Origin of the sequence: Herbaspirillum sp. (assembly GCF_035644555.1) — a bacterium.
Taxonomy (GTDB): Bacteria; Pseudomonadota; Gammaproteobacteria; order Burkholderiales; family Burkholderiaceae_D; genus Herbaspirillum.
Map to the genome: position 1 here is coordinate 16,517 of NZ_DASQOH010000058.1, position 25,917 is coordinate 42,433.

At 63.9% G+C, this 25,917-nt stretch carries 16 protein-coding genes; 5 read left to right on the forward strand and 11 right to left on the reverse strand.

What is annotated here, in order from left to right:
* Window positions 1-96: 96 nt before the first annotated feature.
* The 4 genes from frr to rpsB form a co-directional block, all read right to left on the reverse strand.
* Window positions 97-657 (reverse strand): ribosome recycling factor, encoded by a 561-nt coding sequence (gene frr, locus VE092_RS16225; protein WP_006462539.1) that lies wholly within the window; start codon window positions 655-657, stop codon window positions 97-99.
* Between the two features lie 116 nt (window positions 658-773).
* Entirely contained in the window at window positions 774-1,490 is a 717-nt protein-coding gene (pyrH, locus tag VE092_RS16230) for a UMP kinase (RefSeq protein WP_006462540.1), read from the reverse strand.
* 322 nt (window positions 1,491-1,812) lie between these two features.
* The gene (tsf, locus tag VE092_RS16235; RefSeq protein ID WP_006462541.1) at window positions 1,813-2,700 is read right to left on the reverse strand and encodes a translation elongation factor Ts; all 888 of its coding nucleotides are present in this window, start codon (window positions 2,698-2,700) and stop codon (window positions 1,813-1,815) included.
* Between the two features lie 137 nt (window positions 2,701-2,837).
* The gene (rpsB, locus tag VE092_RS16240; RefSeq protein WP_006462542.1) at window positions 2,838-3,578 is read right to left on the reverse strand and encodes a 30S ribosomal protein S2; all 741 of its coding nucleotides are present in this window, start codon (window positions 3,576-3,578) and stop codon (window positions 2,838-2,840) included.
* 338 nt (window positions 3,579-3,916) lie between these two features.
* Between rpsB and map the strand changes: the two genes are divergently transcribed.
* The 3 genes from map to VE092_RS16255 all read left to right on the forward strand — a co-directional run bounded on the left by map (window position 3,917) and on the right by VE092_RS16255 (window position 8,304).
* Window positions 3,917-4,741 (forward strand): type I methionyl aminopeptidase, encoded by an 825-nt coding sequence (gene map, locus VE092_RS16245; protein ID WP_006462543.1) that lies wholly within the window; start codon window positions 3,917-3,919, stop codon window positions 4,739-4,741.
* A 154-nt stretch (window positions 4,742-4,895) separates the two neighbouring features.
* Entirely contained in the window at window positions 4,896-7,448 is a 2,553-nt protein-coding gene (locus VE092_RS16250; protein ID WP_324878489.1) for a [protein-PII] uridylyltransferase, read from the forward strand.
* Window positions 7,449-7,557: 109 nt separating this feature from the next.
* Complete coding sequence (locus VE092_RS16255) at window positions 7,558-8,304, forward strand: pseudouridine synthase (protein ID WP_324878491.1); 747 nt, start codon at window positions 7,558-7,560, stop codon at window positions 8,302-8,304.
* 139 nt (window positions 8,305-8,443) lie between these two features.
* Here the strand turns inward: VE092_RS16255 and VE092_RS16260 are convergent, their stop codons facing one another.
* Both VE092_RS16260 and VE092_RS16265 read right to left on the reverse strand, forming a co-directional pair.
* Window positions 8,444-8,929: a DUF1854 domain-containing protein gene (locus VE092_RS16260; protein WP_324878493.1), complete on the reverse strand. Its 486-nt coding sequence runs from the start codon at window positions 8,927-8,929 to the stop codon at window positions 8,444-8,446.
* A gap of 4 nt (window positions 8,930-8,933) precedes the next feature.
* Window positions 8,934-11,210, reverse strand: coding sequence for an ABC transporter ATP-binding protein (locus VE092_RS16265; RefSeq protein WP_324878495.1), 2,277 nt, complete (start codon window positions 11,208-11,210; stop codon window positions 8,934-8,936).
* A gap of 609 nt (window positions 11,211-11,819) precedes the next feature.
* Here VE092_RS16265 and cphA (VE092_RS16270) point away from each other — a divergent pair.
* Together cphA (VE092_RS16270) and cphA (VE092_RS16275) are read left to right on the forward strand one after the other, a co-directional pair.
* Window positions 11,820-14,018, forward strand: a complete 2,199-nt coding sequence (gene cphA, locus VE092_RS16270) for a cyanophycin synthetase (RefSeq protein ID WP_324878497.1) — start codon at window positions 11,820-11,822, stop codon at window positions 14,016-14,018.
* A gap of 75 nt (window positions 14,019-14,093) precedes the next feature.
* The gene (gene cphA, locus VE092_RS16275; protein WP_324878499.1) at window positions 14,094-16,667 is read left to right on the forward strand and encodes a cyanophycin synthetase; all 2,574 of its coding nucleotides are present in this window, start codon (window positions 14,094-14,096) and stop codon (window positions 16,665-16,667) included.
* A 104-nt stretch (window positions 16,668-16,771) separates the two neighbouring features.
* Here the strand turns inward: cphA (VE092_RS16275) and def are convergent, their stop codons facing one another.
* From def to smc, 5 genes are all read right to left on the reverse strand, one after another.
* Window positions 16,772-17,308, reverse strand: coding sequence for a peptide deformylase (def, locus tag VE092_RS16280; protein ID WP_324878501.1), 537 nt, complete (start codon window positions 17,306-17,308; stop codon window positions 16,772-16,774).
* Between the two features lie 92 nt (window positions 17,309-17,400).
* A complete protein-coding gene (gene galU / locus VE092_RS16285) occupies window positions 17,401-18,291 on the reverse strand; it encodes a UTP--glucose-1-phosphate uridylyltransferase GalU (RefSeq protein WP_324878503.1) in 891 nt (296 codons plus the stop codon).
* Between the two features lie 119 nt (window positions 18,292-18,410).
* Complete coding sequence (ligA, locus tag VE092_RS16290; protein ID WP_324878505.1) at window positions 18,411-20,483, reverse strand: NAD-dependent DNA ligase LigA; 2,073 nt, start codon at window positions 20,481-20,483, stop codon at window positions 18,411-18,413.
* Between the two features lie 23 nt (window positions 20,484-20,506).
* Complete coding sequence (locus tag VE092_RS16295; protein WP_324878507.1) at window positions 20,507-21,826, reverse strand: cell division protein ZipA C-terminal FtsZ-binding domain-containing protein; 1,320 nt, start codon at window positions 21,824-21,826, stop codon at window positions 20,507-20,509.
* Between the two features lie 403 nt (window positions 21,827-22,229).
* Window positions 22,230-25,760 (reverse strand): chromosome segregation protein SMC, encoded by a 3,531-nt coding sequence (gene smc / locus VE092_RS16300; protein ID WP_324878509.1) that lies wholly within the window; start codon window positions 25,758-25,760, stop codon window positions 22,230-22,232.
* Window positions 25,761-25,917 lie beyond the last annotated feature (157 nt).

A 25,917-nucleotide genomic window follows, 5' to 3' on the forward strand; every position in this document is an offset into this window, starting at 1 on the left:
ATCTGCGCCGCCGCTCCCCGGCCGCACATTCGCTGTCGTTGACTTGTCGTGCAGCACGGCCGCGTGCGCAGCCGTGCAGGGGAAGCGCCGGACGACCTACACCGTCATCACTTCCTTTTCCTTGTCGCCCACCAGCTTGTCGATTTCGGCGACGAACTTGTCGGTCAGCTTCTGGATTTCATCCTGGCCACGACGCTCGTCATCTTCCGAGGCGACCTTGTCCTTGACCAGCTTCTTCAGACCTTCGTTGCCTTCGCGACGGATGTTGCGTACCGCGATCTTGGCATCTTCGGCTTCGCTCTTGACCAGCTTGACCATTTCCTTGCGACGCTCTTCGGTAAGCGGCGGCATCGGCACGCGGATCAGTTCGCCGTGGGTGGCCGGGTTCAGGCCCAGGTCGGCTTCGCGGATGGCCTTCTCGACAGCAGCGACCATCTTCTTCTCGTACGGCTGCACACCGATGGTGCGGGCGTCGATCAGGGTCAGGTTGGCGACCTGCGACAGGCCGGTAGGCGAACCGTAGTAATCGACCATCACCTGGTCCAGCAGGCCGGTATGGGCGCGGCCGGTACGGACCTTGGCCAGGTTGGCCTTCAGGGTCTCGATGGACTTACCCATCTTCTGTTCAGTATTTTTCTTGACGTCAGCGACACTCATGCTGCTCTCCTAACTTGGTGCAATAACTTGGCTTTTCTTGATGGCAAATGCCTGAAAGAGGGGCATTGTAAACGGGAATGACCGGCCTGCGGCCGGTTTCTGTTCCGCAATACGGCTCAGACGTGGACCAGGGTACCCTCGTCGTCACCCATGACCACGCTCTTGAGCGCGCCCGGCTTGACGATGGAAAACACCTTGATCGGCAGCTTCTGGTCGCGGCACAGCGCGAAGGCGGTGGCGTCCATCACCTGCAGGTGCTTGGCGATGGCTTCGTCGAAGGAAATCGACTGGTAGCGGGTCGCGGCCGGGTCCTTCTTGGGGTCAGCGGTGTAGACACCGTCCACCTTGGTGGCCTTGAGCACGATCTGGGCGCCGATTTCCGAGCCACGCAGGGCGGCGGCGGTATCGGTGGTGAAGAAGGGGTTGCCGGTACCGGCAGCGAAGACCACGATCTTGCCCTCTTCCAGGTATTGCAGTGCCTTCGGGCGTACATAGGGCTCGACCACCTGTTCGATGCCGATGGCCGACATCACGCGGGCTGTCAGGCCAGCCTGACGCATCGCGTCGGCCAGGGCCAGCGAGTTCATGACGGTGGCCAGCATGCCCATGTAGTCGGCGGTCGCACGATCCATGCCCTGGGCGCCCGGCGCCACGCCGCGGAAGATGTTGCCGCCACCGATCACGATGGCCAGTTCCACGCCCAGTTTGCTGATTTCTGCTACATCCGCGACCATGCGTTCGATGGTCGCGCGATTGATACCGTAGGCGTCGTCGCCCATCAGTGCTTCGCCGGAGAGTTTGAGGAGTACGCGCTTATAAGCAGGTGTTGTCATTGCAGGGCTCCGTGTTCTTTCCGATGTTGAATTGCTTGTTGACGCGTCGGCACTCGCTGTCACCCGACGAAACGGCGCGATTTCGTCATCTGGATGTAGCCCGAACGCATGAGGGGGTTACTGCTGCGCCCTACTCTACTGCTGTGTTTCCATGTTGCTGCACTAACGTTACCGCTGCTGCTGGCGCAGTACGACTCGCCGTATTACGCTACCCTTACGGCTCAGCCGGCAGCCGACCCAGAGGGTAGATGCAGCCGCCCCCGAAAGCTCCCGGGGAACAGCTTAAAAAAACGGGCCTCTCGGCCCGTTTTTCTTGCAACGCTTACTGAGCTTGTTTCGCTGCAGCCACTTGCGCAGCCACTTCGGCGGCGAAGTCGTCTTGCTTCTTCTCGATGCCCTCACCCACCACGTACATGGCGAACGACTTGACGGTCGTGTTGGCGGCCTTGAGCATCTGTTCGACGCTTTGCTTGTCGTTCTTCACGAAAGCCTGGTTGAAGAGGGAAACTTCCTTCAGGTACTTCTGCACCGAACCGTCCACCATCTTGGCGACGATCTCGGCCGGCTTGCCGGATTCGGCAGCCTTCAGGGCGGCGACCGAGCGTTCCTTCTCGATCAGGTCGGCCGGCACTTGCTCGGCCGACAGGGCGACCGGCTTCATGGCGGCGATGTGCATGGCCACGTCCTTGCCCACTTGCTCGTCGGCACCGTCGAACTCGACGATCACGCCGATACGGGTGCCGTGCAGGTAGGAAGCCAGCTTGCCGCTGGTTTCGAAACGCTGGAAGCGACGGAACGACATGTTCTCGCCGATGCGGCCGATCAGTTCGGTGCGCAGTTCTTCCAGGGTCTTGCCGTCGGCCAGCTTGCAGGCGCCCAGGGCAGCCACGTCAGCCGGGTTCTGCTCGACCACCAGCTTGGCAGCGGCTTCGACCAGACCGATGAACTCGTCGTTCTTGGTCACGAAGTCGGTTTCGCAGTTCACTTCGACCAGCGCGCCGACGTTGCCGGCGATGTAGGTCGAGATCACGCCTTCTGCGGTGATGCGGGAAGAGGCCTTGGAAGCCTTGCTGCCCAGCTTGACGCGCAGAATCTCTTCCGCCTTGGCCATGTCGCCACCGGCTTCGGTCAGCGCCTTCTTGCATTCCATCATCGGCGCGTCGGTCTTCGCGCGCAGATCGCCCACCATTGCTGCGGTAATTGCCGCCATACTATTCTCCTGACTTGGAGGCATCCCGCGTCCTGCGGCATGCCTGAAACTCGAAAATTGAATCAAAAAAAAGGGGCCACTGCGTCACTACCCGCTGTCACCCCTTTTTGTACTACCGTACTACCGGAAGAGCAGAATCAAGCCTGCTCGACCTCGACGAATTCATCGCCCTTGACTGCTTCGACCACGTCGTTGACGGCGTTGGCACGGCCTTCCAGCACGGCGTCAGCCATGCCGCGGGCGTACAGTGCGATTGCCTTGGCGGAGTCGTCGTTACCCGGGATCACGTAGGTGACGCCTTCGGGCGAGTGGTTGGTATCGACCACGCCGATGACCGGAATGCCCAGCTTGGCGGCTTCGGTGATGGCGCCCTTGTGGTAGCCGACGTCGATGACGAAGATGGCGTCAGGAATGCCACCCATGTCCTTGATGCCGCCGATGGCCTTCTGCAGCTTTTCCTGTTCACGGCTGAACAGCAGGGCTTCCTTCTTGGACAGCTTCTCGACGGAACCGTCTTCGACTGCTGCTTCCATGTCCTTCAGACGCTTGATCGAGGTCTTGATGGTCTTGAAGTTGGTCAGCATGCCGCCCAGCCAGCGCTGATCGACGTAAGGCACGCCAGCACGTTGTGCTTCAGCGGCCAGGATTTCACGCGCTTGGCGCTTGGTACCGACGAACAGGATGGTGCCGCGGTTGGACGACAGTTGACGCACGTACTTCTGCGCCTCCTGGTACATGCCCAGGGTCTTTTCCAGGTTGACGATGTGAATCTTGTTGCGGTGACCGAAGATGAAGGGGGCCATCTTGGGGTTCCAGAAGCGGGTTTGGTGGCCGAAGTGGACACCGGCTTCCAGCATTTCGCGCATGGTAACGGACATGAATTTCTCCAGGGTTAGGTCTGGAATCCGCTCGGTCATCCGGCTCATGCAGCCAGACACCCTTTTAGCGAACGGATTCGCGTTTCAAAAAGATTTACAACACATATTGCCAAAAAGATATGAAGATTCATTCCGCACACCGATTCCAGCAACCGACCTGAGGTTTCAGATCAGCCCGGCATTCTACTCGACCCCGCCCTTTTGTTCAAGTAGCACGTCGATTTGCCGTAAATCACCCCGGACTGCCATCCCGCCCGCCGCCATGGCCGGCAAAACAGAAATCACCCTCGTCGTCTATAATCCCGACTTGACGATTTTCTAGCGAATTGCGATTCATCATGGGCAATATCACCATCAAGACCGCCGAAGACATCGAAGGCATGCGCGTGGCCGGCCGCCTGGCCGCCGAGGTGCTGGACTACATCACCCCCTTCGTGAAGCCCGGCGTCACCACCGGCGAGATCGACCGCCTCTGCCACGAATACATGACCAATGTACAAGGCAGCATCCCGGCCCCGCTGAACTACTGCCCTCCCGGCTACACCCCCTACCCCAAGGCCATCTGCACCTCGCTCAATGACGTGATCTGCCACGGCATCCCCGGCGACAAGGTCATGAAGAACGGCGACGTGCTCAACATCGACGTCACCATCATCAAGGACGGCTACCACGGCGACACCAGCCGCATGTTCTTCCTGGGCGAGCCTTCCATCCTGGCGCGCCGCCTCACCGAGATCACCTACGAATGCATGTGGCTGGGCATCTCCAAGATCAAGCCGGGCGCCCATCTGGGCGACATCGGCCACGTCATCCAGCAGCACGCCGAAAAGGCTGGCTATAGCGTGGTGCGCGAGTTCTGCGGCCACGGCATCGGCAAGGTCTTCCACGAAGAGCCGCAGGTGCTGCACTATGGCCGCCCCGGCACTTTGGAAAAGCTGGAAGCCGGCATGATCTTCACCGTCGAACCCATGATCAACGCCGGCCGCCGCGAAATCCGCGAGATGGGTGACGGCTGGACCATCAAGACCAAGGACCGCAGCCTGTCGGCGCAGTGGGAACACACCGTCCTGGTCACCGAGACCGGTTTCGAAGTGCTGACCGTGTCGCCTGGCATGCCGGCGCCGCCGGCCTTCATCCAGAACCAGGTCGCTGCCGCGGCCTGAACGAATGATGGCGGGGCATGCAACGGTGACGCCAGCTGCCCCGCCCGCAGTTTCCGGCATGAAACCTGCTAAGGGCTCGGGGCCGCATGGGGATGCGGCCCCGACCGTTGTTGGCGCTACCCCGGCGCCCCGCCTCCTTTGATCGAATCCACCGATGCCCACTCTCGCCATCACGCTCAAGAAACAGCTCAAGGCCGCGCGCCAGCAAGCCATCGATGTGTTCCAGTCCAATCACAAGACCGAGCAACTGCTGGCGCAATTGCGCCGCAATGTCGATGAAGCGCTGACGCAAGCCTGGGAAGAACTGGGCATGTCCGGCAATGCCGCGCTGGTGGCCGTGGGCGGCTATGGCCGTGGTGAACTGTTCCCGCATTCGGACGTTGATGTACTGATCCTGCTGGACCAGGCACCGGACGCCGCCAAGAAGGAAAAGCTGGAATCGCTGGTGCAACTGTTCTGGGACATCGGCCTGGAAATCGGCCACAGCATCCGCACCATCGACGAATGCCTGGACGAATCGGCGGCCGACATCACAGTCCAGACCAGCCTGCTGGAAGCCCGCCTGGTCACCGGCAACCTGGCCCTCTTCAAGCGCCTGCAGGAGCGCTACCACGCGGCGCTCGACCCGCTGGCCTTCTTCCAGGCCAAGACCCTGGAAATGCGCCAGCGCCACGTGAAATATGAAGACACCCCCTATAGCCTGGAACCCAATTGCAAGGAAAGCCCCGGCGGGCTGCGCGACCTGCAGGTGATCCTGTGGGTGGCCAAGGCAGCCGGCCTAGGCAATTCCTGGGGCGAACTGGCCGAGCACGGCATGCTGACCTCCACCGAGGCGCGTCAGTTGCGCCAGAAGGAACGCGCCTTCAAGGACATCCGCATCCGCCTGCACATCCTCACCGACCGCCGCGAAGACCGACTGGTGTTCGACATCCAGACCCAACTGGCCGAAACCTTCGGCTTCAAGACCACCGATACCCGCCGCGCCAGCGAATACCTGATGCAGCGCTACTACTGGGCCGCCAAGGCGGTGACCCAATTGAACACCATCCTGCTGCAGAACATCGAAGCGCACCTGTTCCCGCAGCAGGCGGTGCCACGCCAGATCAACGAGCGCTTCAACGAGGTCAACGGCTTCCTCGACATCGCCCACGACAAGGTCTTCGAAGACACTCCCTCGGCCATGCTGGAGGTGTTCCTGGTGCTTTCCGAGCATCCCGAGCTCAAGGACATGTCGGCCCGCACCATGCGTGCGCTGTGGCATGCGCGCTTCAGGATCGACAATGCCTTCCGCAATGATCCGCACAACCATCGTCTGTTCATGCAGATCATCCAGAGCAAGCGCGGCATCACCCATGCCCTGCGCGGGATGAACGCAACCAGCGTGCTGGGTCGCTACTTGCCCAATTTCCGCCAGATCGTCGGACAGATGCAGCATGACCTGTTCCACGTCTACACGGTGGATCAGCACATCCTGATGGTGGTGCGCAACGTACGCCGCTTCACCATGAGCGAGCATGCCCACGAATACCCCTTCTGCAGCCAGCTGATGGCCAACTTCGGCCAGCCCTGGGTGCTGTACGTCGCCGCCCTGTTCCACGACATCGCCAAGGGGCGCGGCGGTGATCACTCCAAGCTGGGCATGGCCGATGCACGGGCCTTCTGCCTGCAGCATGGCATCTCCGAAGAGAATACCGAGCTCATCGTGTTCCTGGTCGAACAGCATCTGGCCATGTCGCATGTGGCGCAGAAGCAGGACATGTCCGACCCCGACGTCATCACCGCCTTCGCCCAGTTGGTCAAGGACGAACGCCACCTGACCGCACTCTACCTGCTGACCGTGGCCGACATCCGCGGCACCAGCCCGAAGGTATGGAACGCCTGGAAGGGCAAGCTACTGGAAGACCTCTACCGCATGACCCTTCGCGTGCTGGGCGGCGAAGCGCCCTCGGCCGACCGCGAGCTCAAGAACACCCAGCAGGAAGCCATCAAGACACTGCGCCTTTATGGTCTGCCGGCCGACGCCCACGAACAGCTCTGGAAGCAGCTGGATGTGGCCTACTTCCTGCGCCACGACGCCTCCGACATCGCCTGGCAGACGCGCTGTTTCTATGACAAGGTCGATACCGGGGTGCCGCTGGTGCGCTGCCGCCTGGCGCCCATCGGCGAAGGCGTGCAGGTTGCGGTCTACACCCCGGATCGCGCCGACCTGTTCGCGCGCATCTGCAGTTACTTCGACGAGAAGAACTTCAGCATCTTCGACGCCAAGATCCACACCACCCGCAACAACTACGCACTGGATGCCTTCCTGATCAATGCCCCGGTGTTCGCCAAGAACTACCGCGACATCATCAACCTGATCGAACACGAACTGGGCGCCCTGCTGCAGTCGGAGCAGCCGTTGCCGCCGCCATCCAAGGCCCGCCTGTCGCGGCTGTCGCGCACCTTCCCGGTCAATCCCTCGGTGGATCTGCGCCCGGACGAACGCGGCCAGTACTACCTGCTGTCGGTCTCGGCCAATGACCGCGCCGGTCTGCTGTATTCGATCTCCAACGTACTGGCCAAGTACCGGATCAACCTGCACACCGCCAAGGTGATGACCCTGGGCGAGCGGGTGGAAGATGTGTTCCTGATCGACGGCCCCGGGCTGTCCCAGCCGCGCAACCAGATCCTGCTGGAAACCGAACTCCTGCAGACCCTGCGCATCTGACCCTGCCCGTACCGGCAGGGCCGCCGCCAGTCTGGCGCGCCGGCCCTGCCGGCCTTACAATCTCACCCTCGCCGCTGGCCGGCTCCCCGTTTTTCGCAAGGCAATTCCCATGACTGAACCCGTACGACTTTCCAAACGCATGTCCGAACTCGGCCTGTGCTCGCGCCGCGAGGCCGACGAATGGATCGAGAAGGGCTGGGTGCGGGTCGATGGCGTGGTGGTATCGGTGCTGGGCAGCAAGGTGTTGCCGCACCAGAAGGTGACCGTGGAACGCCAGGCCAGCGCCGAACAGGCGCAGCGCGTGACTATCCTGCTCAACAAGCCCATGGGCTACGTCAGCGGCCAGGCCGAAGACGGCTACAAGCCCGCCGTGGTGCTGGTCAACGAGCAATCCCGCTGGGTCGAAGACCAGACCGACATGCGCTACCATCCGCGCCAGCTGAAGAGCCTGGTACCGGCCGGGCGACTGGACATCGACTCGGTCGGCCTGCTGGTATTGACCCAGGATGGGCGCATCGCCAAGCAACTGATCGGCGAAGATTCGGCGGTCGACAAGGAATATCTGGTGCGGGTGCAATACACCCGCCCCGGCAAGCTGCCCGACTCCGATCTCAAGCGCCTGAACCACGGTCTGATCATGGACGGCAAGCCGCTGCGTCCGGCCAAGGTGGCCTGGCAGAATGAAGACCAGTTGCGCTTCACCCTGCGCGAAGGCAAGAAGCGCCAGATCCGCCGCATGTGCGACATGGTTGGACTGAAGGTGATCGGCCTGAAACGTGTGCGCATCGGTGGCGTCAAGCTGGGCGACCTGCCGGTGGGGCAATGGCGCTACCTGCGACCGGACGAGAAGTTCTGAGCTCCGCCGCTGTAACAAGAACGGCCCCGATGATGATCAATCGGGGCCGTTCTTTATTCGGATTTCGATCCGCTCGACCTGCTTGGCGCCTTCGATACGGGCCTTGCGGCTCTACTCAGGACGAACGGTGGGGAGATGATCAAAGGAAACGATCGAGGATCTTGCGACTATGCTTGTCCAGCGCCTTCTGGTCGCGGATCAGGAACTGGATGCCATGGCTGTCGGCGATCAGGAGCGCCGGTGCAGCGAGACGACGGATATCCTCCTCCCCCTTGAGGGTGAAGGTCGTAGTGCCACGGGTGGTCTGCACGGTCCAGTCGCTGGGCGTGGCAAAGGTCGAGACGCTGATGATGCGCTCGATCTCGGGCATGAATTCGCGGCTGGCCAGTTCTTCCTCGATCAGCTTGCGCGCGTTTCCGGCGAGCTCATCGAGGGTATCGATCCAGGCCAGTTCATGGCCATCGCTGCTGACCAGCGACAGGCCGTGATCCGGCGCGGAGACGGGAAAGGCACGCACCGGAATCACATTCTCATGGGCCACACCATCGACATCGGTGAGCACCAGGCGGCCGAAGCTGTTGCGTTGCAGTTGCCAGGACGGCTGGGCAATAGTGGTGGTCGTCATGGCTTCAATCGCCCTTCTCATCGTCGCTCACCGATACCTCGGCATCCCCGTCCGGGTTGCGCGCCTGTGCCTGGTAGAGCTTGTAGTAATGCCCTTCACGGGCCATCAGTTCTTCATGGTTGCCGACCTCGACCACCTGGCCGCGATCCAGCACAACCAGACGGTCGGCCTTGCGCAGCGTGGACAGGCGGTGGGCAATGGCGATCGTGGTACGGCCTTGCACCAGATTGTCCAGGGCCTTCTGGATTTCCTTTTCGGTGGTGGTATCGACCGAGGAAGTGGCCTCGTCCAGGATCAGGATGCGCGGATCGATCAGCAGCGCCCGTGCAATCGAGATACGCTGGCGCTCGCCGCCCGATAGCGCCTGGCCGCGTTCGCCGACCAGCGAGTCGTAACCCTGCGGCAGGCGCAGGATGAATTCGTGGGCATGGGCGGCACGGGCGGCGGCGATGATTTCCTCGCGGGTGGCCTCGGGCTTGCCGTAGGCGATGTTCTCGGCAATCGTGCCGAAGAACAGGAAAGGCTCCTGCAGCACCAGCCCGATGTTGCGACGGTATTCGGAAATCGGCAGCGAACGGATATCCACGCCATCGATGCGGATCGCCCCTTCGGAGACATCATAGAAGCGGCAGATCAGGTTCACCATGGTGGACTTGCCCGAACCGCTGTGACCGACCAGCCCGATCATCTCACCCGGGGCAATCGACAGGCTCATGTTGCGGATCACCGCACGGTTGCCGTAGCGGAAGCCGATATTGCGGACTTCGATGGCACCCTGCACCTTCTCCAGGTGGACCGGGTTGGCCGGCTCGGGCACGCTGGAGACATGATCCAGGATGTCGAAGATGCGCTTGGCGCCGGCGGCGGCCTTCTGCGTCACCGAGACAATGCGGCTCATCGAATCCAGGCGCGTGTAGAAGCGGCTGATGTAGGCCAGGAAGGCCGTCAGCACACCCACCGTGATCTGGTTGCTGGAAACCTGCCAGATACCGAACACCCACACCACCAGCAGACCCACTTCGGTCAGGAAGGTGACGGTCGGCGTAAACAGCGACCAGATCTTGTTGACCCGGTCATTGACCATCAGGTTGTGGCGGTTGGCCTCGCGAAAACGGGCCACTTCGCGCTTTTCCTGGGCGAAGGCCTTGACCACGCGGATGCCGGGGATGGTATCGGCCAGCACGTTGGTCACCTCCGACCAGATGCGGTCGATCTTCTCGAAGCCGTGGCGCAGACGGTCGCGCACCACATGGATCATCCAGGCGATGAAGGGTAGCGGCAACAGGGTCACCAGTGCCAGCCAGGGGTTGATGGAGATCAGGATGGCCGCCGTCATGATGATCATCAGCACATCGATGGCGAAGTCCAGCAGGTGCAGCGAAAGGAAGACGCAGATACGGTCGGTTTCCGAACCGATGCGGGCCATCAGGTCGCCGGTCCGCTTGCCGCCGAAATATTCCTGCGACAGTCGCAGCAGGTGCGCATAGGTGGTGGTGCGCAGGTCGGCCCCGATGCGCTCGGACACCAGCGCCAGGATATAGGTCCGCGCCCAGCCCAGGCCCCAGGCCAGCAGCGCCGCACCCAGCAGGCCCGACAGATAGAGTGTGGCCAGATGGGTATCGATGGGCGTGCCATTCTGGAACGGGATCAGCACATTGTCCATCAGCGGCATGGTCATGTAGGGCGGCACCAGCGTGGCGGCCGTCGAGGCCAGCGTCAGCAGGAAGCCCAGCAGCAGCGACCCCTTGTAGGGCTTGGCAAAGCGCGACAGGCGGAACAGCGCCCAGGTGGACGGCGGCGCCTCCTTGGTCTCGGGGCAGATGGCACAGGTTTCCTGGCCTTCCGGCAGGACCGCCTTGCAGGTCGGGCAGACGTCGCCCTCTTCCTCGACCTGTACGCCCGAGGCCAGCAGGTCGCGTTGCTGCTCGAACAACTTGATCAGGCGCAGCGCCTGCGGATTCTGCGCCAGCGTGTAGCGCCAGGCCGCCAGGCGGCCGGCGCCGTCGCACAATTCCAGCGTCCCCACGCCGGCGTGGTCGTGGTGCTTCATTTGCAGATCGGGCCCGTAGGTCCATTCCTGCCAGACGCGACCGTCGGCAGAGCCCGAGAGCAGGCGGCGTTCGGTCGCCAGCACCAGCGAGCGGGAGAATTGCAGCTGGGCGTCCAGGTCCAGCTCCAGCCAGGCCAGCACGGATTCGCCGGCAGCCAGGCGGGCGGCGGTTTCCGCTTGCCAGCGCTCGGGCAGGCTGGCGGTCGCGGAAGGAATTGAGTCAGTAGTCATGTAACGGCAGCGTTGAGGCCCGAAGTGAGCAGTGTGGCTATTGTTTTAGGGATGAGCAGGTCTCTCCGGACCGCTGGTACTGCGCCGGTGACGCGCAGCGCGCGATTATAGCGCCCCGCGGCCCTCTCCGGCATGGCTCGCCCAGTGAGGCGGCAAGCTTCACCCGATAACGCGAGAGGCGGCAAAACGGTGCACCCGGAGAGACCGCCGCACCCCATTTTCCCGCACCATGCGAATACAACGCCGCCGCCACCTCGGCGTTTTTTGCGCGCGAGGCCCCACGCGCGGGAACAGTCTGCGACAATATCGTTCACTTCCATCCCTCTGCAACAACATACAGATGACCTTCGCCCTGTTCCCGCGCCCCCTCGATCCGCCATCCGGACAGAGGCCGGGCAGCTGACTTCCTGGCGGGCAAGAAAAATCCAGTGTCCTTCTGTCTGATCCAGTAAACCAAACGCCGTCCTGCGCGTTAGTGAACCATGCGCTATTCTGACAGAGTGCTGACCGGCCTGCGCCGGGCGGCACAGAAGGCGGCGACATGAGGGCAAGCACGCCGGCGCGCCGGCAACTCCGGCCTAGGCCAACACAGCGGTACACCAACCACACATGAAAAATATCGAATTCCTCCGTTTCCTGAACCTCAAGGGTCCGAACATCTGGACTTACCGTTCCGCTCTCGAAGTGTGGATCGATATCGGCGAACTGGAGGATTGCCCCTCCAACACCATTCCCGGCTTCCCCGACCGCCTGACCACCTGGCTGCCGACCCTGATCGAACACCGCTGCAGCTATGAAGAGCGCGGCGGCTTCGTGCGTCGCCTGCACGAGGGCACCTGGCCCGGTCACATCCTGGAACACGTCACCCTGGAACTGCAGAACCTGGCCGGCCTGCCCGGCGGCTTCGGCAAGGCCCGCGAAACCAATGTGCGCGGCGTCTACAAGGTGGTGGTGCGCGCCCGCCATGAGACCGTCACGCGCGCCGCCCTGTTCGCCGCCCGCGATCTGGTGATGGCCGCCATCGAAGACCGTCCTTACGACCTCGACGGCACCCTCTCCAAGCTGCGCCGCATGGTCGACCGCCTGTGCCTGGGTCCCAGCACCGCCTGCATCGTGGATGCCGCCGACGAGCGCCGCATCCCCACCATCCGCCTGTCCGAAGGCAATCTGGTGCAACTGGGCCACGGCTGCAAGTCGCGTCGCATCTGGACCGCCGAATCCGACCAGACCAGCGCCATTGCCGAAGGCATTTCGCGCGACAAGGACCTGACCAAGTCACTGCTGGAAACCTGCGGCGTGCCGGTCCCTGAAGGTCGTCTGGTGGAAAGCCCGGAAGACGCCTGGGAGGCCGCCCAGGACATCGGCCTGCCGGTGGTGGTCAAGCCCTGCGACGCCAACCATGGACGCGGCGTCTTCATTGACCTCAATACCCGCGAAGAAATCGAAACCGCCTACAAGGTCGCGCTGGAAGAAGGCAGCGGCGTGCTGGTCGAACGCTTCGTGCCGGGTCTGGAACACCGCCTGCTGATCGTCGGCGGCAAGCTGGCCGCCGCCGCCCGTGGCGAACCCATCTTCATCGTCGGCGACGGCAAGTCCACCGTTCAGGACCTGCTGGACGAACTGAACCGCGACCCGCGTCGTGGCCTGCTGGAAGAACACCTGCTGGACCCGGTGCTGCTGGAACGCGAACCGGCCGCCGCCCTGGAACTGCAACGCCAGGGCCTGACCACCGAATCGGTCCCCGCCGCCGGCCGCCGCATCCTGCTGCTGCGCAACGGCAACGTCTCTTCCGACATCACCGATCTGGTCCACCCCAGCGTGGCCGCCGCCGCCTCGCTGGCCGCGCGCATCGTCGGCCTGGACATCGCCGGTGTGGACATCGTGGCCGAAGACATCTCGCGCCCCCTGCAAGACCAGGGCGGCGCCATCGTCGAGGTCAACGCCGGCCCCGGTCTGCTGATGCACTTGAAGCCCTCCGACGGCAAGCCGCGTCCGGTCGGCGAAGCCATCATCGACAACCTGTTCGGCCCGGAAGAAAACGGCCGCATTCCCATCGTCGGCGTCACCGGCACCCACGGCAAGACCACCATCTCGCGCCTGATCGCGCGCATCGTGCACCTCTCGGGCAAGCATGTGGGCCTGGCCTGCGGCGATGGCCTGTACTTCGGTGAACGCCAGATCGAACGTGGCAACCGTGCCAACTGGGACGCAGCACACCGTGTGCTGCTGAACCGCGCCGTGGAAGCCGCCGTGTTCGAGAACGGTAGCGCCTCCATCCTGGCCGAAGGCCTGGCCTACGACCGCTGCCTGGTGGGCGTGGTCGCCAACATCGACCCTGACGACAGCCTGCCCGAGTTCTACATCGAGAACGCCGAACAGATCGCCACCAAGGTCAAGCGTACCCAGGTGGACCTGGTGTTGCCCGATGGCGCGGCCGTGCTCAATGCCGACGACCCGCTGGTGGCGGACATGGCCCAGCTGTGCGATGGCGAGGTGATCTTCTTCGGCACCGACCCGGCCTCCGAACTGCTGACCGGCCACCTGAAGGAAGGTGGCCGCGCCGTGTTCCTGCGCGGCGGCGACCTGATCCAGGCCGACGGTGAACGCGAATGCAAGGTCAGCTCGGTGGATGCCATTCCGCTGACCGAAAACGGCGCCGTCGCCTATCAGGTCGAGAACGTGCTGGCTGCCGTGGGCGCTGCCTGGGCGCTGGGTATCAGCCCCGAGGTGATCCGCGCCGGCATCGAGCTGTTCGGTACCGAACGGGCCGAAGAGCAAGGCCTGAAGTTCAAGAGCCAGGTGGCCTGAGCCATCGGCTTGGACTGCACCCGCACTGCAAGACAGACAGATTCAAGATCAAGAGACACCTAGGAAAACTTGTCCATGGACGTATCCCGCATTCGCGCCCTGCGCGGCCCCAATCTCTGGAGCAGACACACTGCCATCGAAGCCATCGTTTCCTGCCCGGAACACGAGCGCGTCATCGACGACATGCCCGGCTTCGAACTGCGCCTGCGCGCCCGCTTCCCGCAGATCGGCTTCCTCGAACCCGATGGCGGCAAGCAGGTGGTGTCGATGGCCCACGCGCTGGCGGCCGCGGCCCTGGCGCTGCAATCGCAGGCCGGCTGTCCGGTGACCTTCAGCCGCACGGTGTCCACCGTCGAGACCGGCATCTACCAGGTGGTGGTGGAATACAGCGAAGAGGAAGTCGGCCGTCTGGCCTTCGACCTCGCGCTGCAACTGGTGCAGGCGGCCCAGGCTGATGCGCCCTTCGACCTGACCGCCGCGCTCACCCGCATCCGCGAACTGGACGAAGATGTCCGCCTGGGGCCCTCCACCGGCTCCATCGTCAATGCCGCCATCAAGCGTGGCATTCCCTATCGCCGCCTGACCCAGGGCAGCATGGTGCAGTTCGGCTGGGGTAGCCGTCAGAAGCGCATCCAGGCCGCCGAGACCAGCAACACCAGCGCCATCGCCGAATCCATCGCCCAGGACAAGGACCTGACCAAGATGCTGCTGCACGCCGCTGGCGTGCCGGTGCCCAACGGCCGCGTGGTCACCACGGCCGAAGACGCGCTCAAGGCGGCCGAGGAAATCGGTTCGGCCGTGGTCATCAAACCGCTGGACGGCAACCAGGGCAAGGGTGTGGCCGTCAACATCAGCACCCCGGAACAGATCACCCGTGCCTTCAACAACGCCGCCCTGATCAGCGATGAAGTGATCGTCGAGCGCTATCTGCCCGGCCACGACTTCCGCCTGCTGGTGATCGGCAAGACCCTGGTGGCGGCCGCCCGCCGCGACCCGCCGCAAGTCATCGGCGATGGCGTGCACACCATCCGCCAGTTGATCGACCAGGTCAACGCCGACCCTCTGCGCGGCGATGGCCACGCCACCTCGCTGACCAAGATCCGCCTGGACGACATCGCCCTGCTGGTGCTCTCCGGCCAGAACCTGGACCCCGAATCCATCCCTGCCCAGGGAGTACGCGTGGTCCTGCGCAACAACGCCAACCTGTCCACCGGCGGCACTGCCACCGATGTCACCGACGACGTCCATCCCGACGTGGCGGCACGCGCCATTGCGGCGGCCCAGATGGTGGGCCTGGACATCTGCGGCGTGGACGTGGTCTGCAATTCGGTCCACATGTCGCTGGAAGAGCAAGGTGGCGGCATCGTCGAAGTCAATGCCGCGCCGGGCCTGCGCATGCACCTCTCACCCTCCTACGGCAAGGCTCGCGATGTCGGCGAAGCCATCGTCTCGACCATGTACGACGACGGCGACGACGGCCGCATCCCCGTGGTGGCGGTGGCCGGTACCAACGGCAAGACCACCACCGTACGCCTGATCACCCATCTGCTGGCCAAGACCGGCCTGCGCGTGGGCATGACCAATACCGATGGCGTCTACATCGACGGCCTGCGCACCGACACCGGCGACTGCAGCGGCCCGCGCAGCGCCCGCAACGTCCTGTTCCACCCGGAAGTCGATGCGGCCGTGCTGGAAACCGCACGTGGCGGCGTGCTGCGTGAAGGCCTGGGCTTCGATCGCTGCGCCGTCGCCGTGGTCACCAACATCGGCATGGGCGACCACCTGGGCCTGTCCTATATCAGCACCGTGGAAGACCTGGCCGTGGTCAAGCGCGTCATCGTCGAGAACGTCGCACCGACCGGCACGGCCGTGCTCAATGCCGCCGATCCGATGGTGGCCAAGATGGCCGCTTCCTGTCCCGGTTCGGTGACCTTCTTCGCGCTCGATCCCAGCCACCCCATCATGGCCACCCATCGCGCCCAGGGCCATCGCATCGTCTATCGCGATGGCGACGCCATCGTGGCCGCCCAGGGCAGCTTCGAAAAACGCCTGAAGCTCTCCGGCATCCCCCTGACCCGTGCCGGCGCCATCGGCTTCCAGGTCGAGAACGTGATGGCTTCGGTCGGCGCGGCCTGGGCCCTGGACCTGGACTGGGAGCAGATCACCGGCGCCCTGGCCAGCTTCATCAGCGACAGTGGCACCGCACCGGGCCGCTTCAACCTGTTCGATTACAAGGGCGCCACCCTGATCGCCGACTATGGCCACAATCCGGATGCCATCCAGGCCCTGATCAAGGCGGTCGACAGCATGCCCGCCAAGCGCCGCTCGGTGGTCATCAGCGGTGCCGGTGACCGGCGCGATGTCGACATCACCCGCCAGACCGAACTGCTGGGCGATGCCTTCGACGAGGTGGTGCTGTATCAGGACCAGTGCCAGCGCGGCCGTGAAGATGGAGAAGTGATCGCCCTGCTGCGCCAGGGTCTGGAAAAGGCCAGCCGCACCAGCGACGTCAAGGAAATCAACGGCGAATTCATCGCCATCGATACTGCCCTGGCGTCGCTGCAGCCGGGCGACCTTTGCCTGATCCTGATCGACCAGGTGGAAGAGGCGCTGGCGCACATTGACGCCCGCGTGAAGGAAAGCCACTGACCGCGACCGTACACCCGCCTGGCGGGTGATGCAAAAGCGAAAAAGCATCCCGGCGCCGTGCCGGGATGCTTTTTTTACGACTGCCTCAAGCGCAAGGCCGGGACTCAGTCGTCCTGATTAGGGTCAAGCTCGGGGAACAGCACTTCGGTAAAGCCGAACTGGCGGAAGTCGCGAATGCGCATCGGGTACAGGATGCCCTGCAGATGGTCGCACTCGTGCTGCACCACGCGGGCGTGGAAACCCTCCACGGTGCGGTCGATCGGGTTGCCGTTCTGATCCACGCCCTGGTAGCGCAGACGGCTCCAGCGCGGTACCACGCCGCGCATGCCGGGCACCGACAGGCAGCCCTCCCAGCCCTCCTCTTCCTGGTCGGACAGGGGCGTCAGGATGGGGTTGATCAGTACCGTCTCGGGCACGGCCGGGGCGTCCGGATAGCGCTGGTTGTGGCCAAAGCCGAAGATCACCAGCTGCAGATCGATACCGATCTGGGGCGCCGCCAGTCCCGCACCGTTGACGGCGCGCATGGTCTCGAACATGTCATCGACCAGCCGCGCCAGCTCCGGCGTGCCGAACTCGGTCACTGGCTGCGCCTGGCGCAGCAGGCGCGGGTCGCCCATCTTGAGAATCTCGCGTATCGCCATTCATTTTCTCCATGAAAGACGCCCGGTCGGGCCGGGCGTCAGGGTGTGAGCACATCAGGGCATCATCATGGTCGTGCCATGCGAGCTCATCTTCAGCGCTGCTTGTTCGCCACTTCCTGCAGGTACTCGGAAAAGGCCGGGCCGGTTTCCGGGTGCTTCAGGCCCATGGCCACCATGGCCTTCAGGTAACCCAGCTTGGAACCGCAATCATAACGCTGCCCCTGGTAACGATAGGCCAGAACCGACTCGGCCTGCATCAGCTTGGCGATGCCGTCGGTCAGCTGGATTTCGCCGCCGGCACCGCGGGGGATGTTTTCCAGGTAGTGGAAGATGCGGCTGTTGAGCACATAGCGACCCACCACCGCCAGCGTGGACGGTGCCTCTTCCGGCGCCGGCTTCTCGACGATGGCGTTGATGCGTTCCAGATCGGGCTGGTAAGGCGTGGCGCTGACGATGCCGTATTGGCGGGTATCGCTCTTGGGCACTTCCTGCACGGCCAGCATGCTCATGCCTTCGCGGGCATAGATGTCGGTCATCTGCGCCAGCACCGGCTTGACGCCGTCGTCGGTGTCCATGAAGTCATCGGCAAGCAGCACCGCGAACGGCTCCTCGCCCACCACCGGACGGGCGCACAGCACGGCGTGACCCAGGCCCAGCGGTTCGGACTGGCGGATGAAGATGCAATTGACGTTCTTGGGTACCACGTTCTGGACGATTTCCAGCAGCTTCTTCTTGCCGGCCGCTTCCAGTTCGCTTTCCAGCTCATAGGCCTTGTCGAAGTGGTCTTCGATGGCGCGCTTGTTGCGGCCGGTGATGAACACCATCTCGGTGATGCCGGCGGCCACTGCCTCTTCGACAGCGTAATGGATCAGCGGCTTGTCGACGATGGGCAGCATTTCCTTGGGCTGCGCCTTGGTGGCAGGGAGGAAGCGGCTGCCGAGACCGGCGACGGGAAAGACGGCTTTCTTGATCTTCTTGATCATCATGACTCCGAGGAATAGATGGGTCTTGCTAGGTCGTTATCGTGGGCTCTTGCAGAGCTGCCCCCATCGAACGGGAAGCTGATGGGGGCGCATTGTATATGAATAAAAAGACAAGGGGATTACGCTGGATCGGCACCCTGCCCGGCGCACAGCGCCTTCAGTGCATCCTCGTCCAGGATGGTCAGCCCCAGCTCCTCGGCCTTGGCCAGCTTGCTGCCGGCATCGGCACCGGCCACCACGTAGCTGGTCTTCTTGGACACCGAGCCCGACACCTTGCCGCCGGCCGCCTCGATCAACTGCGAAGCCTGGTCACGCGAGAGGTTGGGCAGGCTGCCGGTCAACACGAAGGTCTTGCCGGCCAGATGCTTGGCGCCGGCCTCCACGCCCGCACTTTCGGGCCAGTGTACGCCGACTGCACGCAATTGCTCGACCAGTTCCACGTTAAGCGGATCACTGAAGAAGGCGCGCAGCGAACTGGCCACCACCGGGCCGATGTCGGCCACTTCCAGCAACTGCTCTTCGCTGGCCACCAGCAGCTTGTCGATGCTGCCAAAATGGCGCGCCAGCTCCTTGGCCGTGGCCTCGCCCACGTGACGGATGCCCAGCGCATAGATGAAGCGCGCCAGCGTGGTGGTCTTGGACTTCTGCAGTGCGTCCAGCAAGTTCTGTGCCGATTTCTCGGCCATGCGGTCCAGTTCGGACAGTGCCGACAGGCCCAGCCGATAGAGGTCGGCCGGGGTGTTGACCACCTTGCGATCAACCAGTTGTTCCACCAGTTGCTCGCCCAGGCCTTCGATATCCATGGCACGTCGCGAGGCGAAGTGTTGCAGGCCGCCCTTGCGCTGGGCGGCGCACTTGAGCCAGCCGCCGGAGCAACGCGCCACCGCTTCATCCTCGGCACGCACGATGGGCGAGCCGCACACCGGACAGGCCGTGGGCATGACGAAGGCGCGGGCGTCGGCCGGACGCTTCTCGGGCACATAGGCGACCACTTCCGGGATCACGTCGCCGGCCCGTCGCACGATGACGGTGTCGCCAATCTGGATGTCCTTGCGGCGCACCTCGTCCTCGTTGTGCAGGGTGGCATTGGTGACGGTCACGCCGCCCACGAAGACCGGATTGAGGCGCGCCACGGGCGTGATGGCACCGGTGCGGCCGACCTGCACCTCGATGTCCTGCACCACCGTCAGCGCTTCCTGCGCCGGGAATTTATGGGCCAGCGCAAAGCGCGGCGCGCGCGAAACAAAGCCCAGGTATTTTTGCTGGTCCAGGCGGTCCACCTTGTAGACCACGCCGTCGATCTCGTAGGGCAGGCTGTCGCGCTTGGCGCCGATGCCGCGGAAGAAATCCAGCAGCCCGGCCGCGCCCGTGACCACGGCGCGCTCCTTGCACACCGGCAGGCCCAGTTCCTGATACCAGTCCAGCAGCGCCGAATGCGAAGCCGGCATCTCGGCGCCTTCCAGCACGCCGATGCCATAGGCGAAGAAGCGCAGCGTGCGCTGGGCGGTGATGCGCGAATCCAGCTGGCGCAGGCTGCCGGCAGCGGCATTGCGGGGGTTGGCAAATTCCTTCTGCCCGGCATCGCGCTGACGCTGGTTCAGGCGGGCGAAATCGCTCTTGTACATCAGCACTTCGCCGCGTACGTCGATCACCTGCGGCACCTGTTCACCATGCAAACGCAGGGGAATGGCGCGCACGGTGCGGATGTTGGCGGTGACGTTTTCGCCGGTCGTGCCGTCGCCCCGCGTGGCGGCCTGGACCAGCACGCCGTTTTCGTAACGCAGGCTGATGGCCAGGCCGTCGAACTTCAGCTCGGTGGCGTAGCGCACTTCCTGCAGGCTTTCCAGCCCGTCGCGCACCCGCTTATCGAAGGCTTCGATATCCTCATCGGAAAAGCCATTGCCCAGCGACAGCATCGGCACTTCATGGCGCACCGGCTCGAATTGCGGCAAGGGACCAGCCCCCACACGCTGGGTGGGGGAATCGGGGGTGAGCAGTTCGGGGTGGGCGGTTTCCAGCGCCTGCAGTTCCTGGAACAGCCGGTCATATTCGGCATCCGGAATGCTCGGCTGGTCCAGCACGTAGTAACTGTGGTTATGGCGGTTCAGGTCGGCACGCAGCGTGAAGGCGCGCACCAGCCAGTCCGGCGCCCCTTGCGGGGGCCGGCCGGCGGAAAACAGATCTGCTTGCATCGTGGAGGAGTAGGAACGGGGCCTTAGCTGAACAGGCGCAAGGCACGGGTGGAGCCGGCTGCGATCTCGGCCGATTCCATGGCGCTATAGAAGGCGGCGACCTGTTCGGCGATATCGGCCAGGGCTTCATCGGAAAGGGGCTGGTCGCTGTCGTCGACGATCACGCCACCCAGGCGCTGGGCCAGCGAACGGGCGCAGGCCACCAGGGCGCCATAGCCGTCACGTGCCGGCGACACCCGCGGCACATCCAGCAGCAGCGTCAGGCGATCAGTGGTCTCGTCGGTCGGCGTGGCATTGGTGGAGAGTGCGAAGAGCACCTCGCCCTCGCCGTCCTGCATCACCAGGAAGCCTTCGGTGCGACGGTCGAAGCCCTGACGGGTCAGCGCCGCCAGCAGCGTCGCCAGGCTCCACGGCGCACCTTGCGAGCGCACGTTCACCGACAGCTGGACATCATGGTCGGCGATGAACTGATGCAGCGCCTGGGCGGTACGGATCACGTCGGGCATGTCCGGCAGTTCCGGTTCGCCCGAGAGCGAATCGGTCAGGTCGCGCAGGCGCATGACCAGTTCCGAATATTCGATTTCGTTGAGGGCATTGCTACGGTTGGCCAGCTGCGCACCAGCCAGCAAGGCGGTGTAGATGCCGCCATGGGCCACGGCTTCCCAGTCGCCCTCGGCGGTGCGGCCGATGAAGTGCACCGGCTTGTTGCCGACATGGCGCAGATTCTGCAGCAGCGGCAGCAGCTTGTCGCCGCGCAGGGGGTTGTCCAGGGCGATGGGGATGTTGCAGTCGATGAGTTCATCGACCGGCAGTTCGCGGCGCGGCGCCAGGCGTGCCTGCATTTCGGGCGGCGGCGTGAAGGCGGGCGCGGCTTCGAACTGGTCTTCGGCACCGGCGATGACCTGGGCCACGGTCGATTGCGGGGCTTGGGCCAGGGCCTCGTCCAGCACGGCCTCCTCGGCGGCGCGCGGCAGCTCGCCGGCCGGCGGCTCGCCCAGGAAGGGTTCACGCGGCTCGAACTCGGCCTGGTCCAGGTAGGCCTTCACCGGCGCGGAGACTGGCTTGCGCTCGGGCACCTCGTAGAGCGAAGGTTCGGCACGCTCGAGCTGGTCCTCCGACAATGCCGAGGCCGTCGGCGCGCCACGCTCGCTAGGGGCGGGGGCGAACACCGGTTCCATCGCCGAAGGCTCCTCCGGGGACATCAGCACATCGTCGTGGGACGAAGAAAAGGCGCGCTCTACCGTCTTGCGCGCCTTGTGTTCCTGCCACTTGTTGTAGGAAATGACACCGACGACGAAGACGCCGCCGAGAATGATCAGGCTGGTCTGGAGATCCATCATCATGCTGCACGACCTTTCAGGCTGTCTGGCTGGGGGGCGCCTTCATGGGCGCCGCAAGGCATGGTCGGCTGGGAGAAGCTGCTCATCGAAGAAATCCGAATCCTATCAATCCAAGAAGGCCGACCGCGCTCGCCGGCACCGGGCCATCCGCCGCCGCACGGCAGCACCACTTCGCCGCAGCCGGCAAAGCGGACAGCGGGCGCATCGAACGGATGGGGCAAGGCAAGATCGCGGTCAAGATATTGTTATTTTTCCATGGCCCGTACGGGCCGAGAATCCAAGCTGCCGCTACCTGACTCCAACGGGGCAAGCGCCCGCGCCGGGCTGGTCGGCAAGGTTTTCAGGGTACGGTCGCGCCCCCTGCTTGTCAAGCCGACAAAGCCCATGGCACAGGCCGCCAGCGGCATCAGGCGGCCTGCTCGGCGCTGGAGAAGTTGGCGGCCGACTCCATGTCCACCGCCACGATGCGCGACACCCCCTGCTCCTGCATGGTCACCCCGATCAGCTGCTGCGCCATTTCCATGGCGATCTTGTTGTGGGAGATGAACAGGAACTGGGTATGGTCGGACATGCGCTTGACCATGTTGGCGAAGCGTTCGGTGTTGGCATCGTCCAGCGGCGCGTCGACTTCGTCGAGCAAGCAGAACGGCGCCGGGTTCAGCTGGAACATGGAAAACACCAGTGCGGTCGCCGTCAGTGCCTTCTCGCCACCCGAGAGCAGGTGGATGGTGGCGTTCTTCTTGCCCGGCGGCTGCGCCATGACCTGTACGCCGGAATCCAGGATCTCGTCGCCGGTCATGATGAGCTTGGCCTGGCCACCGCCGAAGAGCACCGGGAACAGCTCCGAGAAGTGGTGGTTGACCTTGTCGAAGGTGTCTTGCAGCAGGTCGCGGGTTTCCATGTCGATCTTGTGGATCGCATCCTGCAGGGTGGTAATGGCTTCGTTCAGGTCGGCATGCTGTGCATCCAGGAAGTGCTTGCGCTCGGAAGCCGTGGCCAGTTCATCCAGCGCGGCCAGGTTGACCGCGCCCAGTGCCGCGATGGCATTGGTCAGGCGGGTCACTTCGCCTTGCAGGTAGGACGGGCGCATGTCGCTGGTCAGTTTCTCGGACAACGCGGCCTCGTCGGCCTGGGTCTGGGCCAGGGCTTCGGAGAACTGTTCCTGGTTCAGGCGCGCGGCCTGTTCCTTCAGCTGCAGTTCGGTGATGCGGTCGCGCTGCGGCTGCAGGCTGCGTTCGGCCTGCATGCGGCTTTCTTCATGCGAGCGCAATTGCTGGGACAGCTGGTCCAGTTCGTGACGGGCATCGGCCAGGGCGCGTTCCTGCTCGCTGCGACGGTCCAGCAACTCCTGCAGGCCGGCCTGGGCGGCCTGGTCATCCAGGCTTTCCAGCTCCAGCGAGCCCTGCTGCATGCTGGCAAACAGTTGCGCCGCCTGTTCCAGGGCGGTGGCGATGCCGCGCTTCAATTCCTCGATCTTGTTGCGATGCGACTTTTCGGCGAACTCGGTCTCCTGGGCCGCACGCTCCAGTTCGCGCAGGCGGGTCCGCGCGTCGTTGAGCTGCTGCTCCTTGTTCAGGTAATCGGTCTGGCCGTTTTCGTGCTGCTCCTGCAGCTCGGCCAGTTCGATATCGAGTTCCTCGAAGCGCGCCTCGGATTCGGCCTGGACCTGCTGCTGTTCGGCTTCCTGCATGCCGATTTCTTCCAGGTCGGTGGCGATCTGGGTGCTGCGCTGGTTGAAGCGCTCCTGCACCTCGGCCAGCTTCATTACCTCGATCTGCAGGCTGTGCGCCGACTGGGTCAGCGAATTGACGCGCTGGCGCAGTTCCTGCAGGCGCTGCGAGGCGCCCGACAAGGCCGCCTCGGCGCGCACGGCGCGGCCCTTGGCTTCCTCGGCCAGCATGGACTGGGCGCGCTGCTGCTTGGTGATGTTCTCGATTTCCTGCTGGCGCGCAAGCATGCCGTCCTGCTCCGAATCGGAGGCATAGAAACGTACGCTGGAATTGCTCACCACATGGCCCTGGCGCGTCACGAAGAGGCCGCCCAGCGGCAGCTTAGAACGCTCAGCAAAGGCGCTGGCAGTGTCGTCGGCGATGTAGATCTGGTTGAGCCAGTCGTTCATCAGGGCGCGCAGGCCCGGATCGTTCAGCTGCAGCAGGCCCACAAAGGGCTTCAGGCCGGCGACCGGCTGCGCTTCCGGCTGGGCCAGCCCGGCATTGGGGGCGTACAGCGCCAGCTTGGCCGGCGGCGCATCGCTGAAGAAGGCCTTGGCCCAGTCCAGGTTGGACATTTCCAGGGCCGACATGCGCTCGCGCAGCACCGCTTCCAGCGCGGTTTCCCAGCCGGATTCGATATGCAGCTTCTGCCACAGGCGCGGCAGTTCGGCCAGGCCGTGCTTTTCCAGCCAGGGCTGCACCTTGCCTTGCGCCTGCACGCTTTCCTGCAACTGCTTCAGGGCGCTCAGGCGTGCTTCCAGCTGGGCGTTGGCCGAGGTTTCCTTGCTCACCAGTTCCTGGGCGGTGCGGCGCTCTTCTTCCAGGCGCGGCAACTGCTCCTGTGCCTCTTCGAGATACATGCTGGCCTCTTCCAGCGAGGCCTGCTTCTCTTCCAGCTGCATGCGCAGGTTGGACAGGTGCGTCTCGTCGGGCAGGGCCATGCCGTTCTTCTCCTGCATCAGCCGCTCGCGGCGGGCCGCCAGCCCTGAGAGGATGTTGGAGGCGTTGCGCTGGTGCGTCGATTGCAGTTCGATCTGCTGCTGCACCTGCATGATCTTGCCGCGCGATTCGGTGGTCTTCAGCTGCGACTCGCGCCAGGCGGCTTCCAGCGAGGGCAGGCGGTCGCTGGTGTCCTGCACGGCGTGCTGGGCCTGCTCCACGCGCATGCCGAATTCTTCCAGCTGGATCTCGGCCTCGGCCAGTTCTTCCTGCTGCTGCGTGCCCTGGCGCTGCCACTGGTCACGCTGCGCGCCCAGGGAGTTCAACTGGGCCTGCAGGCGGTTGCGTGATTCGATGACGAACTTGATCTGCGCTTCCAGGCTGCCGATCTCGGAATTGGTCTGGTACAGGTGGCCCTGCGCCTGGTGCAGGCGGTCGCCGGCGCCATAGTGGGCCTGGCGCATGTGTTCCAGCTCGGTCTCGACGTGGCGCAGCTTGGCGGTCTGCTCTTCCAGGTCGATCTGGGCGCGTTCGATTTCCTTGAAGAACTTTTCCTGCTCGGCCTTGGCTTCGTTCTTGCGCAGCAGCCAGAGCAGCTTCTGCTTTTCTTCCTGGTCGTTCTGCAGCTCGTGGAATTTCTTGGCCACGGCGGCCTGGGCTTCCAGCTTTTCCAGGTTGGCGTTGAGCTCGCGCAGGATGTCTTCCAGGCGGGTCAGGTTTTCGGTGGTGTCGTGCAGGCGGTTCTCGGTCTCGCGGCGGCGCTCCTTGTACTTGGAGACGCCGGCGGCTTCTTCCAGGAAGATGCGCAGCTCTTCGGGACGCGCTTCGATGATGCGCGAGATCATGCCCTGGCCGATGATGGCGTAGGCGCGCGGGCCCAGGCCGGTGCCCAGGAAGATGTCCTGGATGTCGCGGCGACGCACCGACTGGTTGTTGATGTAGTAGGACGAGGTGCCGTCGCGGGTCAGGGTGCGCTTGACGGCGATCTCGGCGTATTGCCCCCACTGGCCGGCAGCCTTGCCGGCGGAATTGTCGAACACCAGTTCGACCGAGGCGCGCCCGGCCGGCTTGCGGTGGGTGGAGCCGTTGAAGATGACGTCCTGCATCGACTCGCCGCGCAGCTCGGAGGCCTTGGATTCGCCCAGCACCCAGCGCACGGCGTCGATGATGTTGGATTTGCCGCAGCCGTTGGGTCCGACCACGCCTACCAGCTGCCCCGGAACCTGGAAATGCGTAGGCTCGACGAAGGACTTGAATCCAGATAATTTGATGGAAGTTAGACGCACGTTATCGACAAATTAGAACAATTGAGGGAAAGCGGGAATTTTACTTCCGGGAAGGCCGGTATCATAACATCGCCAGCCCCCGCCACGGCCAAAAACGGCCCTCCTCCGAGCCCTGGCCGGCGCTGTCGCCGCCCCTTCCCCGCCCAATGAAAAACGC

Bases quoted from the DNA above. Each gene is read 5' to 3' on its own strand.
- tsf (WP_006462541.1), bottom strand. From the start codon at position 2,700: ATGGCGGCAATTACCGCAGCAATGGTGGGCGATCTGCGCGCGAAGACC.
- ligA (WP_324878505.1), bottom strand. From the start codon at position 20,483: ATGCAAGCAGATCTGTTTTCCGCCGGCCGGCCCCCGCAAGGGGCGCCG.
- VE092_RS16250 (WP_324878489.1), top strand. From the start codon at position 4,896: ATGCCCACTCTCGCCATCACGCTCAAGAAACAGCTCAAGGCCGCGCGC.
- cphA (WP_324878497.1), top strand. From the start codon at position 11,820: ATGAAAAATATCGAATTCCTCCGTTTCCTGAACCTCAAGGGTCCGAAC.
- rpsB (WP_006462542.1), bottom strand. From the start codon at position 3,578: ATGTCCGTTACCATGCGCGAAATGCTGGAAGCCGGTGTCCACTTCGGC.
- frr (WP_006462539.1), bottom strand. From the start codon at position 657: ATGAGTGTCGCTGACGTCAAGAAAAATACTGAACAGAAGATGGGTAAG.
- VE092_RS16255 (WP_324878491.1), top strand. From the start codon at position 7,558: ATGACTGAACCCGTACGACTTTCCAAACGCATGTCCGAACTCGGCCTG.
- VE092_RS16265 (WP_324878495.1), bottom strand. From the start codon at position 11,210: ATGACTACTGACTCAATTCCTTCCGCGACCGCCAGCCTGCCCGAGCGC.
- cphA (WP_324878499.1), top strand. From the start codon at position 14,094: ATGGACGTATCCCGCATTCGCGCCCTGCGCGGCCCCAATCTCTGGAGC.
- def (WP_324878501.1), bottom strand. From the start codon at position 17,308: ATGGCGATACGCGAGATTCTCAAGATGGGCGACCCGCGCCTGCTGCGC.
- map (WP_006462543.1), top strand. From the start codon at position 3,917: ATGGGCAATATCACCATCAAGACCGCCGAAGACATCGAAGGCATGCGC.
- VE092_RS16295 (WP_324878507.1), bottom strand. From the start codon at position 21,826: ATGATGATGGATCTCCAGACCAGCCTGATCATTCTCGGCGGCGTCTTC.
- VE092_RS16260 (WP_324878493.1), bottom strand. From the start codon at position 8,929: ATGACGACCACCACTATTGCCCAGCCGTCCTGGCAACTGCAACGCAAC.
- galU (WP_324878503.1), bottom strand. From the start codon at position 18,291: ATGATCAAGAAGATCAAGAAAGCCGTCTTTCCCGTCGCCGGTCTCGGC.
- pyrH (WP_006462540.1), bottom strand. From the start codon at position 1,490: ATGACAACACCTGCTTATAAGCGCGTACTCCTCAAACTCTCCGGCGAA.